This is a genomic window from Pseudomonas sp. XK-1 (assembly GCF_038069885.1).
GTDB lineage: Bacteria > Pseudomonadota > Gammaproteobacteria > Pseudomonadales > Pseudomonadaceae > Aquipseudomonas.
On sequence record NZ_JBBPES010000001.1, the window covers coordinates 263,552 to 279,749 of the forward strand.

Genomic DNA, 16,198 nt, shown 5'->3' on the forward strand with positions numbered 1-16,198 from the left:
TCGCCTGCAAGAGGGTAGAGCAACCGCCATGCCAGCCTGTGTCGGTGTGGCGAAATTGCTTGTGCAGATGTGCGCTGCGCGTCTCTGGGGCGGGCCCTGGCCATATTGGCCTGGATGGCGGCGGCACTGGCAGGGGCGGGTGGCCGCCCGCAGGCGGCGCGATATCCGGGGTTTCTGGCGGAAAGCCGCCAGCTAGCGGCTGTGATCTGGCGAGCTTCCGCCAGTTTCGGCGAAGCTCAGGCCGTGCTTGCGCAGTTTGTCGTGCAGGGTCTTGCGCGGCACGCCGAGGGCCTCGGCCAGGCTGCGCAGGGAGCTGTGCGAGCGGTTCAGCTCGGCGCAGATCAGGCTGCGTTCGAAGGCTTCCACCTGGGCGCTGAGGTTGCCGGTAAGCTCTTGCAGCGTGGGCGACGACTCCCCCTGCAGCTCGACATCCAGGTCCAGATCCAGGCCCAGGGCAAAGCGTTCGGCGGCGTTCTGCAGTTCGCGCACATTGCCCGGCCAGGGGTGGCGCAGCAGGGCGGCGCTTTGCGCGGCCTGCAGGCTGCGCTCGGGCAGGCCGTGACGGCTGCTGGCGGCGGTGGCGAAGTGCTGGAACAGCAGCAGGGCATCTTCGCCGCGCTCGCGCAGTGGCGGGATGCGCAGCGGCGCGACGTTGAGGCGGTAATACAGGTCGGCGCGAAAGCGGCCCTGGTCGGCGGCCTGGCGCAGGTCTTCCTTGGTGGCGGCGATCACCCGGATATCCAGGGGGATCAGCTGGTTGCCGCCGAGGCGTTCGACCACTCGCTCCTGCAGCAGGCGCAGCAGCTTGACCTGCACCTCCAGGCTCATGCTTTCGATTTCATCGAGGAACAGGGTGCCGCCGTTGGCGAATTCGAACTTGCCGATGCGGCGCTTCTGCGCGCCGGTAAAGGCCCCGGGCTCGTGGCCGAACAGTTCGCTTTCCACCACCGACTCGGCCAGGGCCCCGGCATTGATGGCGACGAAGGGGCCATCGCGGCGGCTCGACAGGTCGTGCAGGGCGCGCGCCACCACCTCCTTGCCGGCCCCGGTCTCGCCGAGGATCAGTACGTCGCTGTTGATCCCGGCTAGGGCCCCAATCTGCTCGCGCAGGCGCAGCATCGCCGGCGACTGGCCGACCAGGCGCGCGGACAGGGTGTTGCGGTCGGTCAGGGCCAGGCGCAGGCTGCGGTTGTCCAGCACCAGGCGGCGCAGGGCCAGGGCGCGACGCACGCTATCGAGCAGGTCGTCGCTGGCAAAGGGCTTCTCGAGAAAGTCATAGGCCCCGGCGCGCATCGCCTGCACCGCCAGAGGCACATCGCCGTGGCCGGTGATCAGCAGCACCGGCAGCTCCGGGTCCTGCTGCTGCAATTGCTCCAGCAGTTGCAGGCCGTCGAGCCCGGGCATGCGGATATCGCTGACCACCACCCCCGGCCAGTCGCGCTCGATGACCCCGGCGACGCCACGGGCATCGCCCAGGCTGGTGACCTGCAGGCCGGCCAGGTCGAGGGTCTGGCTCAGGGCCTGGCGCAGGTGCGGGTCGTCGTCAATCAGCAGCACCTGGGTGCGTGGGTCAAGGCGGGTCATAGTGCAAGGTCCTCGGGCGACTGGGTGCTGACACCCTGTGCGGCGGCGCGCAGACGCAAGGTCAGCACAGCCCCACCCTCGGCATGGTTGGCGAACAGCAGTTCGCCGCCGAGGGCGCGCATCAGGGTATCGCAAATGGCCAGACCAAGGCCCAGGCCCTGGGCGCTGGTCTTGGTGGTAAAGAAGGGTTCGCGGGCGCGTTGCAGCGCATCGGCGGAGAAGCCGGGCCCGTTGTCGCGCAGGTGCAAATCGATGCCCTCGGCATGGCGCTCGGCGCTGAGCCAGATGCGCCGCGGCTGGGGCACTTCGCTCAGGGCGTCGAGGGCATTGGCCAGCAGGTTGCCGAGCACCTGGCGCAGGCGGGTTTCCCCGGCCTGGACCCACAGGGTGGCGTCCGGCAGGTCGCGGATCAGCTCCACTTCCATGCTCCGCCGACGCTTGGCCAGCAGCGCCAGGGCATCGTCGATGGCCGGCTGCAGGGCCACGCTTTCCGGGGCGTGGCGGTCGCGCCGGGCGAAGGCGCGCAGGTGGGCGATGATCGAGGCCATGCGCTCGGTCAGCTGGCTGATCAGCTTGAGGTTGGCGCGTACGTCCTCGTTGCGTTGGTGGTCGAGCAGCACGCCGGCGTTGTCGGCATAGCTGCGAATCGCCGCCAGGGGCTGGTTGAGCTCGTGGCTGATGCTCGCGCTCATGGTGCCCAGGGCCGAGAGCTTGCTGGCCTGGACCAGTTCGTCCTGGGCCTGGACCAGCTCCTGCTGGGCCTGTTCGCGTTCCAGCACCTCCTGTTTCAGGCGGCTGTTGAGCAGTTCCAAATCGTGGGTGCGCTCCAGCACCCGCTGCTCCAGCTCATGGCGGGCCCGGGCATCCAGGGCGATGCGCTCCAGGTAATGGCGGCGGCGCTGCATGAGCAGGCCGAGCAGCAGCAGGAGCATCAGCAGCACGGCACCGCCGGTGGCCACGGCGGTGCGCACGGGCCGGTCGAGCAGGACGTGCGGGGTGAGTATGCTGACCGTCCAGCCGATATCGTCGAGCGTGCGTGTCTGCTGCAGCCAGGCGCGCGGGTCGAGCTGCAAGGGGGGCGGCGACTGGATGCGGTAGGGCTGGGTGGCGGCGATCGCCGCGCGCTCGGCATTGTCCAGGGGGCGGGTGGCATGGAAGCGCCAGTCGGCCTTCGAGGTGAGAATCACCACGCCGTAATTGTCGGTGACCAGCAGTTGTTCCGGGCGATTGCCCCAGAGCGTTTCGGTGTGGTCGAGGTCGACCTTGACCACCATCACGCCGAGCACTCGCGGGCCCTCGCGCACCGCGGCGGCAAAGAAGTAGCCGCGCTTGCCGGAGGTGGTGCCGAGGCCGAAGAAGCGTCCGGGACGACCCTGGATGGCTTCGCGGAAATACGGGCGGTAGGAGAAATTGCGCTCGACGAAGCTGTCGGTGCGGTCCCAGTTGGAGGCGGCCAGGGTCTGGCCGTCGGGGCCCATCAGGTAGATCACGTCGGCACCGGTCTGCTGCTGCAGGCCGCCGAGCAGGCGGTTGGCCTGGTCGCGCAGGTGATCGTCGTCACGTTGCTGCAGCAACTGGCGCAGGGTCGGCAGCTGGCTGAGGATCGGTGGCAACACCTCGTAACGATTTAGGGTGCCGAGCAGGTTGGCCACGTAGAGGTCGAGGGTCTGGCCGTTCTGTGCGCTCAGCACGCCGCCGTAATAGCGCTCGGCCAACTGCTGCACGGGCCACAGCAGCGGGGCCAGCAGCAGGGTCAGCACAATCAGGCTGCGCCAGCGCGGGCGATGGGGGTGAGGCAGCGACATGGACATGGTGATACTCGGGCTCAGGACGTTCTAGGGTGGCTCTTATGCAATAAGCGGGCAAGTCCGCTGCATTTGGCCACGCGGAGTTCGGCGTTGTAGATTGTGCCAGCACTGGTTTGCTGTGCCGCTTCGGTGAGTGGCTAGAGGGCTACGCGTTCGTCAAAACTTGTTCTAGGCTGACTGGCTATGGAATTCAGGGAACGATCTGGAGCCGCACATGCGCAGTAAAGGGATTGATGTCGAATCGGTCATTCTGATCGTCGAAGACCAGGCCACGGACGCGCTCGTGCTGCATGAAACCGTCCGTGATCTGGGCGATGTGTATCAGGCCAGCGATGGCCCTTCCGCTTTGATGATGGCCCGGCGGTGTAAGCCGGACCTCGTGCTGCTGGATATTGAAATGTCGGGGATGAGTGGCTTTGCCGTATGCAAGGCATTGAAGGCCGACCCGAAACTGTGCGATGCCGCCGTCATCTTTGTCACCTCACATGTGCAGACTGAAAACGAACTGCGCGCACTTGAATATGGCGGCATTGATTTTATCCACAAGCCGCTCAACGTACCGGTGGCCAGGGCGCATATCAAAGCCCACCTGGCCTTGCGTAACGAGGCGAAGAAGCTCGCCAACCATGATGCGCTGACGGGCTTACCAAACCGCGCGCTGCTTAAGGACCGTACCGAGCAGGCCTTGCAGAAGGCACACCGCAGTCAGACGCGCGTGGCTATGCTGCTGCTGGATCTGGACAACTTCAAAGGCATTAATGATTCGCTTGGGCATTCAATTGGCGATGCATTGCTCAAAGAAGTCGCGGAGCGCTTATCGCAGGCGTCGAGGTCTTTTGATACGGTCAGCCGGCAAGGGGGAGACGAGTTCATCATACTGCTGCCAGAAGTCAGCGGCTTTGATGGTGTGGGGGACTTTGCCGAGAGGCTGCTAAGCACAATCAGTGCGCCCTTTATCCTTCAGGGCAATCGCCATAACCTGAGTGCGAGTATCGGCATCAGCCTGTTTCCTGACGACAGTGAGGATTCTGAATCACTATACCGCCATGCGGACTCGGCCATGTACCAAGCCAAGCTGGATGGACGTAACCGCTATCGCTTCTTTTCTCTCGATATCGAACACAGTTCCCGCGGCCGGCACTTGCTGGAACAACATATGCGCAGTGCGCTTGAGACGGGCGTGTTCGAAGTCTTCTATCAGGCCAAGGTCATAGCCAGCGAAGGTCGTGTGGTGGGTATGGAGGCGCTCGTACGCTGGCGCAATAAAGACGGCAGTCTTTTCTCGCCGGCTGAGTTCATTCCGCTGGCCGAAGAGACCGGGCTGATTATTCCGCTTGGTAAGCATGTGCTTGAGCAAGCCTGCAAGGATGCCCAGATGCTGGTCGCGCAGGGCATGCATGTGGTGGTCAGTGTGAATATTTCTGCGGTGCAGTTTCGCGAAGAGACATTTCTACAGATGGTGCAGGACACCCTGCTTGCCTCGAAACTCGCGCCAGAGTTCCTCGAGCTGGAAATAACCGAAGGGGTACTGGCCAAGAATGTAACTAATACTCAGCAGGTGTTGTCGGCCTTGCGAGGTATGGGCGTGCGTATCGCCCTGGATGATTTTGGTACGGGTTACTCCAGCCTGACCTATCTCAAGCGCTTCCCGGTTGACGTGTTGAAAATCGACCAGAGCTTTGTCCGTGACATGCTTGTCGACAAGTGCGATGCGGCGATTATCGAAGCCATTGTCAAATTGGCTCAGGCGCTCGGGCTTGAATTAGTGGCCGAAGGCGTGGAAACCCAGGAGCATGCTGCGGTTTTGCAAAGCTTCGGTTGCCAGGTCATGCAGGGCTATTTGTACTCTCGGCCAGTGCCGTTTATTCAGTTCTGTGCTTTGCTCGATTCAGGGGAGTTCAGCGTCTGCTAAGCGCTTAGCTGCAGCCCGCATTACCCTTCGTTGCGTTACCGGTGTGGACTTTACTGTTGCCTTGCGAAGGGTTTGCGGTGAGCAAACATCACTGCTCATTGCTTGTGAAATGTTATTGGGGCGTCATGTCGATCAAAAATAAATACACCGTCGTTGCCGCGAATCGGTGGGCCATTCTGAGTCTGATCGCCGGGGTGCTCGTCAGTGCCGCGGCCGCCTTGGGGGTTGCCCAGCATAACCATGAGCAAGCTGATGAGGCCGCCCTTGCCGCTGCAGATCAGGCGGCGGATGCGGTGGTGAGCCGCCTGAGGCTCTACCAGTATGGCTTGCGCGGGGCCCGTGGCGCGATTCAAACCATGGCTGAGGATCTCATCACACGGGAGAGCTTTGATCGCTACAGCCGGACCCGTAATGTCGATGAAGAGTTTCCGGGGGCCCGCGGCTTCGGTTTTATTCGCCGGGTCGCCCGACAAGACGAAGCCGAGTTTATAGCCCGTGCCCGGGCAGACGGCTGGCCCGACTTTGCTATCCGCCAGCTGACCCCGCACGATGGCGAGCGTTATGTCATTCAGTACATCGACCCGGTCGAACGCAACATGGCGGCCGTCGGCCTGGATATCGCTTCTGAAGTTAATCGCCGGCAGGCGGCGCTTTCCGCCATGCGCAGTGGTGAGGTGAGGCTGACGGGGCCCATTACGCTGGTGCAGGCCACGGGTAACCCACAGCAGTCCTTTCTGATCCTTATGCCGGTTTACCGTGGCGGGGCTATCCCGGCGACGGTCGAGGAGCGTGAGGAGCAAGCTTTGGGTTGGAGCTATGCACCGCTGCTGATTGAGGAGGTGCTCAAAGGGATACGGCCCCCCAAGCAGGCAGTCAGCCTTGAATTACATGACGTCACTGACCCCGCACAGCCTGTCGTGTTCTATAAAACCGATGACGAAGACGTTCAGGATATTGTGCTGTCGCACACGATCGAACGTGACGTGTATGGCCGGCGCTGGCAAGTGCAGTTCGGGATAAACCCACTGTTCATCAGCCAACTGAACCTGCTGTCCCCGATATTGGTGCTCACCCTGGGGCTACTGCTCTCGGTGCTGTTGGCCAGCCTGGTTGGTGTGCTGAGCATCAGTCGCATACGGCAACTGCAAATCATCGCCGAGCAGGCAAAACTGGCGGCCATTGTTGAAAGCTCGATAGACGGCATCATCGGCAAAGACCTTGAAGGCAGGGTCAGCAGTTGGAATAAAGGCGCGGAAAAGCTGTTGGGTTTCAGTGCTCAAGAGGCCATCGGCCAGCGCATTGCCGAGTTGATGGTGCCCGCAGGGTTTGAGGCGGAAGAGGAAGCAATTCTTGCCAGCATCAAGGACGGCAGGCACGTAGCCAGCTTTAACACTCAGCGGCAACATAAGAACGGTCAGCTTATTCACGTTTCCATCACCGTGTCGCCGATTCGCAATTCCGCTGGCCAAGTCGTTGGGGCCTCGAAGACCGTTCGGGATATTTCTGAACAAGTGGCCGCCGCAACCAAGATTCATGAATTGAACAGCAGTCTGGAAGCTCAGGTTGTCCAGCGTACATCCGAACTCCGTCAGCTCAATCTGCTACTGGGTAATGTGCTGCGTTCGGCCTCCGAGGTGGCGATCATTGCCACTGATCGGGAGGGCGTCATTCGCGTCTTCAACACGGGCGCGGAGCGCATGCTGGGCTACGCGGCGGCCGAGTTGATCGATAAAAAAACACCCGCCAGTTTTCATCTGAATGACGAGGTGGCCGCGCGCTCAAGGGAGTTGAGTGCCGAGTCTGGTCAGTTGGTTGAAGGCTTCCGGGTATTTGTGCACAAGGCCGAACGTGACGGTGCGGAGACGCGCGAGTGGACCTATGTGCGCAAGAACGGTTCGCTTGTTCCGGTTTCCCTCGCCGTGACGGCCATGCGCGATGAGCATGATGCGATCAACGGCTACCTCGGTATTGCCGTGGACCTGACCGCCCGCAAGGCGTCCGAGTATGCGGTTGCTTCGGCGCGTGATCAGCTGCTAATGGCTGCCGATGTGGCCGAGCTGGGTATCTGGTCATGGACCCTGGCCGACAACACCTTGAGCTGGAACGACCGCATGTTCGAGTTGTACGGCCAGCCGCTGAGTCTGCGTGAGACCGGCTTGAACTACGACCACTGGTATTCACGCGTTCACCCGGACGATGTAGCTTCGGCCGAGAGCAAGCTGCGCCAGGCGGTGGAGGGCGTGGCCCTATATGACCCGATATTCCGTGTCGTGCGACCGGATGGCGAGGTGCGCATTGTCCAGGCCGGTGCCCAGGTGGAGCGGGACGCCAGGGGCGTGGCGCTGCGCGTTACGGGTATCAATCGCGATATCACGGCGCAGCGTGAACTGGAGTCACGCTTGCTGGATGCCAAGGAGCAGGCCGATGCTGCCAGCGCCGCCAAGTCTTCATTTCTGGCCAATATGAGCCATGAAATCCGCACGCCGATGAATGCGGTGCTCGGCATGCTGCACCTGGTGCAGAACACGGAGCTCAATCCCCGCCAGCTGGACTATGTGAGCAAGGCCGAAACGGCGGCGAAATCACTGCTCGGGCTGCTCAACGATATTCTCGATTATTCCAAGATAGATGCCGGCAAGTTGCTGCTGGATGTGCACACGTTTGAAGTCGAAGCCCTGATGCGTGACCTGGCGGTTGTGCTGTCCGGTAATCAGGGCCGGAGTGACGTGGAGGTGATGTTCGATCTGGACCCACGATTACCCAGTGCACTGCTGGGCGATAGCCTGCGTTTGCAGCAGGTGCTGATCAACCTGGCGGGTAATGCGCTCAAATTCACCCAGCACGGTCAAGTGGTGGTCCGGGTAGAAGAGCTGCAGAGGCTGGGCGCGGCGGTGCGGGTGCGTATTGAAGTCGCTGACACCGGGATTGGTATCAGCGCGGATCAGCTCACGCGTATTTTCGATGGTTTCACCCAGGCGGAATCGTCGACGACGCGGCGCTTTGGCGGGACGGGCTTAGGTCTGGTGATTTCCAAGCGTCTGATCAACTTGATGGGCGCAGAGTTGCAGGTCAGCAGTGAGGTGGGCGTAGGCAGTCGCTTCTGGTTTGATATCGAGCTGGGCATTTCCCAAGCTCTGCCATTGCGTGCGCTCTGCCCGGGTGTCGATCGACCGATGCGCCTGCTGGTGGCGGAAGACAATGAGGTGGCCGGTTATCTGCTGGTGCGCACGGTAGAGGCATTGGGTTGGCAGGTGGACCTGGTCACTGATGGCCCGCAGGCTGTCGCGCGCGTCCAGCAAATGCAGGACACCGGTAACGCCTATGACGTAATCCTGATGGATTGGCGTATGCCCGATATGGACGGATTGAGTGCCGCACGATTGATCCGGCAGCAGAGCAAGGGGCAGTCTGCGCCTATGATCATCATGATCACTGCGTATGGGCGCGAGATATTGTCTGATGCTCAGCAGGAAGGCGACGCGCCTTTTGCGGGTTTGCTCAGTAAACCGATAACGCCCCAGCAGTTGGCCGATACGATCCAGCGGGTCTTCGCAGGTCAGGGCACTCCGCCTCCCTCGCTTGCCAGCTTGCGCGCAGCGCAGCCAAAGCGCTTGAGCGGGATGCGTTTGCTGCTGGTGGAGGACAACATGCTCAACCGCCAGGTCGCCTTTGAGTTACTACAAGGCGAGGGGGCTCAAGTAACCCTTGCCGAGGGGGGGCTTGAAGGGGTGCGGCTGGCCGCAGAGTGTGCGGAAAGGCTGGATGTGGTGTTGATGGATATTCAGATGCCGGACATCGATGGCCTGGAAGCCACCCGACGGATTCGTGCCGATGCACGGTGTCAGGGGTTAACGATCATTGCCATGACAGCCAATGTGTCCAGCGCCGATGTGCAGGCATGCCGGGAGGCCGGGATGGATGATCATCTTGGCAAGCCAATCGATCTGGAAAACATGGTCGCCACATTACGACGCCACTCAGGGGGCGCAAGCGCAGAGCCAGCAGTGCAATGGCCGCTCGCCGCGCACGACTCCGTGGTGGAGTCTTCCAACTCGATCAAGCAGCGTTTTGGCGGTAATCAGGAGTTGATTCGCTACGTGTTGAGCAGCTTCGCGCCGGAGCAGGCAAAGCAGCTCGTGCGTCTGCAGGAGCGAGTCGAGCAGCGGGATGCCAGCGGTGCGGCTGCAGTGTTACATGCCATCAAGGGTAGCAGCGGCACCATGGGGGCCTGGGCCATGTCGCAACTGGCCGGTGAGTTGGAGCAGCAATTGCTGCATGAAGATGAGGCCGCCAAGGCGAAGTTGTTAGCCGATGGCCGCTTTGTGCAAGTGCTGCACGAGTTACTGAGCGCGAGTGACCAGGCGTTGCGGGCAGTGTTCGAGTTGTCTCCGAATGATTTGCCGACAGCAGATGCAGGCGCTGCCTCTTTGTCTATCGAGCAATGGCGCGAGGCCTTGCAGGATATTCTGCAGCTGCTAGCGGCAGGCAATATGCAGGCAATAGCGCAAAGCGAGGCATTGTTGGCGCAGACGCCACAAACAGTGCGTCCAGAATTCGACAGGCTTTTGCAGTTGGTGCAATCCCTGGATTTTGCTGCATCGCTACTGGCAGGGCGTGAATTACTGAATTCGGTTTGAGGAGTTATTGATGCAGGATTGGCAAATGATCTCGTGCCAGAAACCAAAATTGCTTTTGGTCGATGATCAGCGGGTCAATATTCTGGTACTTCATGAGTTGTTTCGTGAGGACTGCGAAGTTTTCATGGCCACGGGTGGCGAGCAAGCACTGCAGGTGTGCCGAACGGTATTACCGGATCTGATATTGCTTGATGTGCATATGGAGGGGATCGACGGTCACGAGGTGTGTCGCCGCTTGAAAGCAGCCCCGGATACCCGCGACATCCCCATTATTTTTGTCACCGCCCAGGGGGCAGAGCAGGACGAGGTACGAGGTCTTGAACTGGGAGCGGTGGATTTCATCGTCAAACCGATCAACCCCGTCATCGTCAAAGCGCGAGTCAATACCCACCTGACGCTCAAACGGCAAAGTGACATCTTGCGTTCCTTTGCTCTGCTGGATGGCCTGACGGGTGTGGCCAATCGACGTAAGTTTGATGAAGAGCTTGAGCTTAACTGGCGGCGCAGCCTGCGAGAGCAATCACCGCTGTCGGTGATCATGATCGATGTCGACCACTTCAAGCGTTTCAATGATCGCTACGGACACCTGGCGGGGGATGCCGCTTTGCAGGCCGTGGCCAGGGCTCTGAATGATGTGATCAAGCGCCCGTACGATCTACTGGCGCGTTATGGCGGTGAAGAGTTTGTGTGTGTTTTGCCCAGTACTGGGCAGGTTGAGGCCGTACAGATTGCTGAGCGAATGCAAGTCAGTGTGCGAGCGCTCAAGATTGCACACCTCGACTCCGCAGTGGAGCAGATGCTGACGGTCTCGCTTGGGGTTGCGACTGTAGTACCCAATAGCGAAACAACTTCAGACGCGTTGCTGGCAGAGGCAGACCGGCAGCTCTATCAGGCCAAGCAAGCCGGGCGTGCCCGTATCAGTTCCTGCGCATAGCCGCGTCCGCCCGTGCATGACTTGCGCCGTGGTGCGACTACGCACATGTCCGGCCGGTGCAGGGCAAGGCTGTGCCCAGCCGCATCCTCTACCACCTAGTGCTCTCGGTGGATGCAATCAGCAGGGCGTTTAACTGCCCAGCCCCCCGGTAATCCCCCCATTTTTAGTACCTGCCAGAAGTAGAGGTCAGGCCGCGAGGGTGGAAGTTGGCCCGCGCAGCCTGACCTCTACTTTTGGTGAGTGCTCACCTTGGCGGGATTGCCATAGTGTCCGCGCCGGGTGGCGGTTGCAGTATTGCCGTCGCCGCCTATGGTTGCGCTGAGCATGAAATGCTGGCGCTCGTTGTCCGCGGAGAGAGGTAGTTAGATGCTGGCTCAATTAACTGTTCGTGCTCGTCTTTTGTTGTTGGCGGTGGTGCCCCTGCTGGTGCTGATCGGGGTGATCGGGATGGCATTGGCCAATGCCAGCCGACTCAATCAAAGTTTCGAAGAACTGTTTGTCGACCGTATGAAACCGATCAGCCAGCTCAAGCTGGTATCGGATGCTTATGCAGTGGCCATGGTCGATGCCCTGCACAAGTACCGCGCCGAGGTGTTCGACGAACCTCGCCTGCGTCAGGAGTTCGTCGCGGCGCGACAGGTGGGTGACAAGGCCTGGGGCGAATATATCGCCACTCACCTGACTGCGGAGGAAAGCGCTCGGGTCGAGCGTACTCTGCCCCATTTGCTGCGGGTGCAGCAACTGGCGGAGCGCTACCTGGAACAGGCCGCCTCCGGCCAGTTGCGCGCAACCGATGCCGCCAGCTTCAATCGTACTCTTTACGATAGTTTCGACCCTCTCGGCGGTGAGTTGAGCGGCCTGATCAGCCTGCAACTGAGCGAAGGCGAAAAGCTCGGCATACAGACCGCCGCCTTGTATCAGTCGATGAAAAACACTTTTATCGTCATCGGTGTCGTTGCCCTGGTGTTGGTCCTGGTCGCCGCACTGCTGATCGGTCTATCGATCATTCGCCCACTGTCCGCGCTGCGTGACCTGATCCGCGCCGTGCAGAATTCCTCCGATCTGACCCTGCGCGCCGATGCCCATGGTCGCGATGAGGTGTCCGATACGGCGCGGGCGTTCAATTCCATGCTCGAACACCTGCAGGCGTTGATTCGCCATCTGGCCGACACCGGTACTCAACTGGCTGCGGCCGCCGAGGAAATGAGCGCGATCAGCGCCCAGGTGAGTCGTGCCACCACCGCTCAGGGTGATCAGACCAGCATGGTCGCCACGGCGGTGCATCAGATGAGCGTGGCGGTACAGGAGGTGGCGCACAACGCTCAGAGCACCTCGAATACCGCGGCGGATGCGAACAAGGAGGCGCACCAGGGCAGTGAACTGGTGCAGTCCAATCTCAGGTCGATTCAGGACTTGTCGGTGTCGGTGGAAAAAGCTGGCGAAGTGATCAATACCTTGCACAGCCAGAGCGATGAAATCAGCAAGGTGCTTGGGGTGATCCAGAGCATTGCCGAACAGACCAACCTGCTGGCGCTGAACGCCGCCATCGAGGCCGCCCGTGCCGGCGAGGCTGGACGCGGCTTTGCCGTGGTGGCTGATGAGGTACGCAGCCTGGCGAGCAATACGCAGAAGGCTACCGAGTCAATTCGCGGCATGATTGATGCCCTGCAGGGCGGCGCACGTAGTGCCGTAAGCGCCATGCAGCTCTCGTGTGAGCAAGCGCAGGACAGCGTCAGCCATGCCCGCGAGGTCGGCGAAGTACTCAACCATATTGCCTTGGCCATCGAGGGGATCGCCGACGGCAATGCACAGATATCCACCGCCACCGAAGAGCAGACGGCAGTGGCCAATGAGATCAGCCAGAACATCAGCAGCCTCAACGACAGCATCGGTGAAGTGGTCAGCGGGGCCGAGCAGAGTTCGATCGCCAGTCGCGACCTGGCGCAACTGGCCAGCGGCTTGCAGCAGCAGATCCAGCGCTTCAAGGCCTGATCGGCTGGGCATACGGCTCATAGGGCGTATGGATAAAAAACCCGGTTAAGGGCGCGCGTCGGTCGAGCCCGGCCGGGAACCATCCTGGTTGGAGTTGGATCTAGCCCCTAATACCGCAATCGAAAGATGTGCGAAGCCGTGTAAGAGAAGTCACGCCCCCAATGCCCATAAACGAAAAAGGCCCACCTTGCGGTGAGCCTTTTCGTTGTTGCGTATGGTGCCGGCACCAGGAATCGAACCCGTGAACTACTGATTACAAGCGGCTCGCTTCAGTGTTTTTCGACGTTTCGCAGAATTACATGTAAATCGTTGAAGCTATTGTTTTAAATGGGTTTATCTCACTTTATTGTTTTTCCTTGTTTCAGATTGTACCGTTGCAGTACGCCCCCGAACGGGGAGCAGAACGGGGAGCAACGGGGAGCAGAAATGGCCACCACTAAGACCAAGGATGACAAGCGGATCACTGACCTTCAGGTACGCAACCTGAAGGGGAAAATCTCAGAACCAGCAGACAAGGATCAGAAGCGCGGCTTCGGCACCCTGTTGTTCGAGCGCAGGCCGTCAGGCATCGTCGAGGCGTACTACCGCCAGCGGGTAAACGGCAAAGACGTGAGCCTGAAGCTGGGCACTTACAAGTCGAACCCTCGGGCTGCCGGGATGACCGTCTCGCAGATTCGGGACAAGGCAAACGAGTACGCAGCAATCGCCGCCGAGCGCGGTGATGTCAAGGCGTACATCGAAGAGCAGGAAGCTGCCGTTGCACGGGAGCGTGCCGAACGCCAGCGTCAGGCGGAGATCGAAGCATCGCGCGGCACCTTCGGCGAGCTATTTCTCGACTACATAGAGTCGCGTCGGCAGAAGGCTACGCCTGGCGTCGTAAAGGAACTGGAGCGGCTGTATCAGACCAACATGCTGACGCCGCACGCCAGCATCATGGCGATGAAGGCGCGCGATATTCGCCCCGACCACATTCTCGATATTCTCAATCCGATCTGGGAGCGCGGCGCAAAGGTACAGGCCGAACGTATGCGTTCGTTCCTGTCGGCGGCATTCAATCATGGTCTGCGCGCCGAGAACGCGGTCGGTAGGGCGAATGCCAAGAGCTACAACCTGGAGAACAACCCGGCAACCGTGGTAGCGGTCGAAAAAGTATCGGCACCGGCCACCCGCGCGCTGTCGGATGCCGAACTGCGCCATTTCTGGGAAACCATTGAAAGCACCGAAGGCGTCGGCCCGGTCATGGCGCTGTTGTTCAAGTTCGTCATCGCCACGGGTGGGCAGCGCATCTTCAACGTCTGCCAGACCACCTGGGATGATTACGACCTGGAAGCCGGCACTGTTCGCCTGATCCACCGAAAGGGGCGTGGGGGCCAGACAATGAGCAGGCCGCACCTTGTCCCGCTATCACCGCGCGCCGTCGCCATTATGGAGCGCGTGAGAGAGATTAACGGTTGTCACCCTTGGCCGTGGACCACAACCGGAAAGCAGCACATTGTCGTCAGCAGCCCCCGGCATGCAGTTGCCGATTGGCTGAGTTCTGAGCATGCGGTGATCGAGGAGAAGCAGATTCCCAGCTTCTCGCCGCGCGATCTGCGCCGCACCTGCACCCAAATCATGCAGAGATACGGCGTCAGCGACCAACTATCAGATCTACTGCAGGCGCATGGTCAGACTGGCGTAGCCAATCTGCACTATCGCAACAATCCCGAAGCGGCGCTGCCGGAGAAAAAACGTGCCATTGAGCTTTTCGACCGAGCGCTAGCCGGGGTCCTCGGTGAGACTGGTGCGCAAATTGGCAATGTGGTCACTCTGACGAGCAGGCGTGGAAAATAATCTGTCTTGGAAACCCAGGAAATACGCGGGCTGGCGTCGCGATTATGTGACTGGACATAGACCGTCAAGACTGCACCTTTGTGAAACATCTCGGTAGCATGAAGGCGTTGGTGAGACATATCCGAAAGGGCGTAGTGCCGCATCGCGTCCAAGGTGGCGAGAGCTGCAGAAGCGTCGAAGTAGGTTATGTCGTTGCTGGGTACAGAAATGAAAAGCCCCAACCTTGCAGGGTCGGGGCTTAATTCGGGAAGGACATTGACCTGTCCTCGTGTACCAGCAAGCCAGCAAACGCCCCGAGGGTATGAAGTTCTCACGCTTCAAGCGGTAAGCATTGCTTACCTGGCGAGAGTATCAAGCCAGTGTATTTTTGCGTCAACGCAAAAATACATCACCCAGATCTACGGTCTGGCGGCTGGTTCCTCCCATCCCGCGGGTTTTCTAGTTTGTTTAGTGGAATCCCCTGCATGGCACATATTGCTGTCAACACCAATGTTGTTCCCAACCTGCCGATTCCCGGCACCCTCGCCACCACTGCCCAGCTCTGCAACCGGTACCAGGTCAGCCGCACCACCTGGTGGCGCTGGTCGCATAGTGCTGGCTTCCCGCGCCCTGTCCGCTACGGCCGCTCGGTTCGCTGGCCGGTCGAGGCCATCGAAGCCTTCCTGACTCAGCAGGAGGGCTAATCCATGCAAACCGGACAACTCCGCAAATCGGCGGGGCAGGGCTCGCTCGCCTCGAAGAAAGCTGTGGCGCTCAGCGTCAGGCTGAACACGGGTAGTGCTGAGCCGCGGGTCGATAGCCGTGCGCTGGCTCAGCTGTTTGGCAATCATCACCGCAACGTCATGGTGCTGATCCAGAAGCATGCCGAGCAGTTCAAGAAGTTTGGCCATCTGCTGTTTGAAACGCAGGTTGGTGAACGCAAGCAGGGGGGCGGCAAGGCTGAGCGCTATGCGCGGCTGAATGAAGATCAGGCGATCTACCTGCTAACGCTGGCGAAGAACAACGACCGGGTAGTGCCGCTGAAGGCGGAGCTTGTAGCCGCTTTCCGCATGGTCCGTGATCGCGCCAGCGTCAGGGCTACCCAGTACCTGCCTCTCTACCATAGTGTTCACGATGCCGTGGAGGCGTTGATCCATCGTGCGCGCGAATGTGGCAGTACGACGCCGGATGCAATTTTTCACGGTAACGCCAACAGGATGCTGAATTTGGTGCTGGGGATTACGAGCGGCGAACGCGAAAATCTGACGGTCGCACAGCAGCTGACTCTCAGCAGCTTGCAATTTATCTTCGCTCGCGCGGTACAGGGCGGCCTGGCCGAGGGTGACGACCACCGCACGGTCACGCGCAGGGCCAAGGCTGCTTGCGAGGATTATATGGTCGGCGCGGGCCACCTGCTCCTGCCTCCCTCCGTGTCCGTGTCCGTGCTGGCCCTCGGTTCCCCCGCAAGCCAGGCAGTGAGGTAGACCATGCCGAGGCATCGACCGTTCGCGGCTCGTTG

General features: G+C 60.6%; 8 protein-coding genes and 2 pseudogenes. 8 read left to right on the forward strand and 2 right to left on the reverse strand.

The genetic code is table 11. The features are described from left to right. Nucleotides 1-192: 192 nt before the first annotated feature. Nucleotides 193-1,584 (reverse strand): sigma-54-dependent transcriptional regulator, encoded by a 1,392-nt coding sequence (locus WMW70_RS01175; RefSeq protein ID WP_341435696.1) that lies wholly within the window; start codon nucleotides 1,582-1,584, stop codon nucleotides 193-195. Then, nucleotides 1,581-3,395, reverse strand: coding sequence for a sensor histidine kinase (locus tag WMW70_RS01180; RefSeq protein WP_341435697.1), 1,815 nt, complete (start codon nucleotides 3,393-3,395; stop codon nucleotides 1,581-1,583). The genes WMW70_RS01175 and WMW70_RS01180 overlap by 4 nt, the downstream gene beginning before the upstream one ends. A gap of 211 nt (nucleotides 3,396-3,606) precedes the next feature. On the opposite strand from WMW70_RS01180, the gene WMW70_RS01185 reads away from it, so the two are divergent. The 8 genes and pseudogenes from WMW70_RS01185 to WMW70_RS01215 all read left to right on the forward strand — a co-directional run bounded on the left by WMW70_RS01185 (nucleotide 3,607) and on the right by WMW70_RS01215 (nucleotide 16,163). Next, entirely contained in the window at nucleotides 3,607-5,304 is a 1,698-nt protein-coding gene (locus tag WMW70_RS01185) for a two-component system response regulator (RefSeq protein WP_341435698.1), read from the forward strand. A gap of 125 nt (nucleotides 5,305-5,429) precedes the next feature. Next, nucleotides 5,430-9,941: a PAS domain-containing hybrid sensor histidine kinase/response regulator gene (locus WMW70_RS01190; RefSeq protein ID WP_341435699.1), complete on the forward strand. Its 4,512-nt coding sequence runs from the start codon at nucleotides 5,430-5,432 to the stop codon at nucleotides 9,939-9,941. A 10-nt stretch (nucleotides 9,942-9,951) separates the two neighbouring features. Further along, the gene (locus WMW70_RS01195; RefSeq protein WP_341435700.1) at nucleotides 9,952-10,875 is read left to right on the forward strand and encodes a diguanylate cyclase domain-containing protein; all 924 of its coding nucleotides are present in this window, start codon (nucleotides 9,952-9,954) and stop codon (nucleotides 10,873-10,875) included. A 366-nt stretch (nucleotides 10,876-11,241) separates the two neighbouring features. Continuing rightward, nucleotides 11,242-12,012 (forward strand): annotated as a pseudogene (locus tag WMW70_RS21995) (MCP four helix bundle domain-containing protein); the annotation flags it as partial. Nucleotides 12,013-12,270: 258 nt separating this feature from the next. Continuing rightward, nucleotides 12,271-12,867: pseudogene (locus WMW70_RS22000) on the forward strand (methyl-accepting chemotaxis protein); the annotation flags it as partial. A gap of 426 nt (nucleotides 12,868-13,293) precedes the next feature. Then, the gene (locus WMW70_RS01205) at nucleotides 13,294-14,700 is read left to right on the forward strand and encodes a tyrosine-type recombinase/integrase (RefSeq protein ID WP_341435702.1); all 1,407 of its coding nucleotides are present in this window, start codon (nucleotides 13,294-13,296) and stop codon (nucleotides 14,698-14,700) included. A 464-nt stretch (nucleotides 14,701-15,164) separates the two neighbouring features. Further along, nucleotides 15,165-15,383: a helix-turn-helix transcriptional regulator gene (locus WMW70_RS01210; RefSeq protein ID WP_341435703.1), complete on the forward strand. Its 219-nt coding sequence runs from the start codon at nucleotides 15,165-15,167 to the stop codon at nucleotides 15,381-15,383. Between the two features lie 3 nt (nucleotides 15,384-15,386). Beyond that, on the forward strand, nucleotides 15,387-16,163 hold the full coding sequence (locus WMW70_RS01215) for a Rha family transcriptional regulator (RefSeq protein WP_341435704.1): 777 nt from the start codon (nucleotides 15,387-15,389) through the stop codon (nucleotides 16,161-16,163). The last annotated feature ends 35 nt before the right edge of the window (nucleotides 16,164-16,198 follow it).

Coding starts and splice junctions, on each gene's coding strand:
- WMW70_RS01195 (WP_341435700.1), top strand. CDS start 9,952: ATGCAGGATTGGCAAATGATCTCGTGCCAGAAACCAAAATTGCTTTTG.
- WMW70_RS01180 (WP_341435697.1), bottom strand. CDS start 3,395: ATGTCCATGTCGCTGCCTCACCCCCATCGCCCGCGCTGGCGCAGCCTG.
- WMW70_RS01210 (WP_341435703.1), top strand. CDS start 15,165: ATGGCACATATTGCTGTCAACACCAATGTTGTTCCCAACCTGCCGATT.
- WMW70_RS01185 (WP_341435698.1), top strand. CDS start 3,607: ATGCGCAGTAAAGGGATTGATGTCGAATCGGTCATTCTGATCGTCGAA.
- WMW70_RS01190 (WP_341435699.1), top strand. CDS start 5,430: ATGTCGATCAAAAATAAATACACCGTCGTTGCCGCGAATCGGTGGGCC.
- WMW70_RS01215 (WP_341435704.1), top strand. CDS start 15,387: ATGCAAACCGGACAACTCCGCAAATCGGCGGGGCAGGGCTCGCTCGCC.
- WMW70_RS01205 (WP_341435702.1), top strand. CDS start 13,294: ATGGCCACCACTAAGACCAAGGATGACAAGCGGATCACTGACCTTCAG.
- WMW70_RS01175 (WP_341435696.1), bottom strand. CDS start 1,584: ATGACCCGCCTTGACCCACGCACCCAGGTGCTGCTGATTGACGACGAC.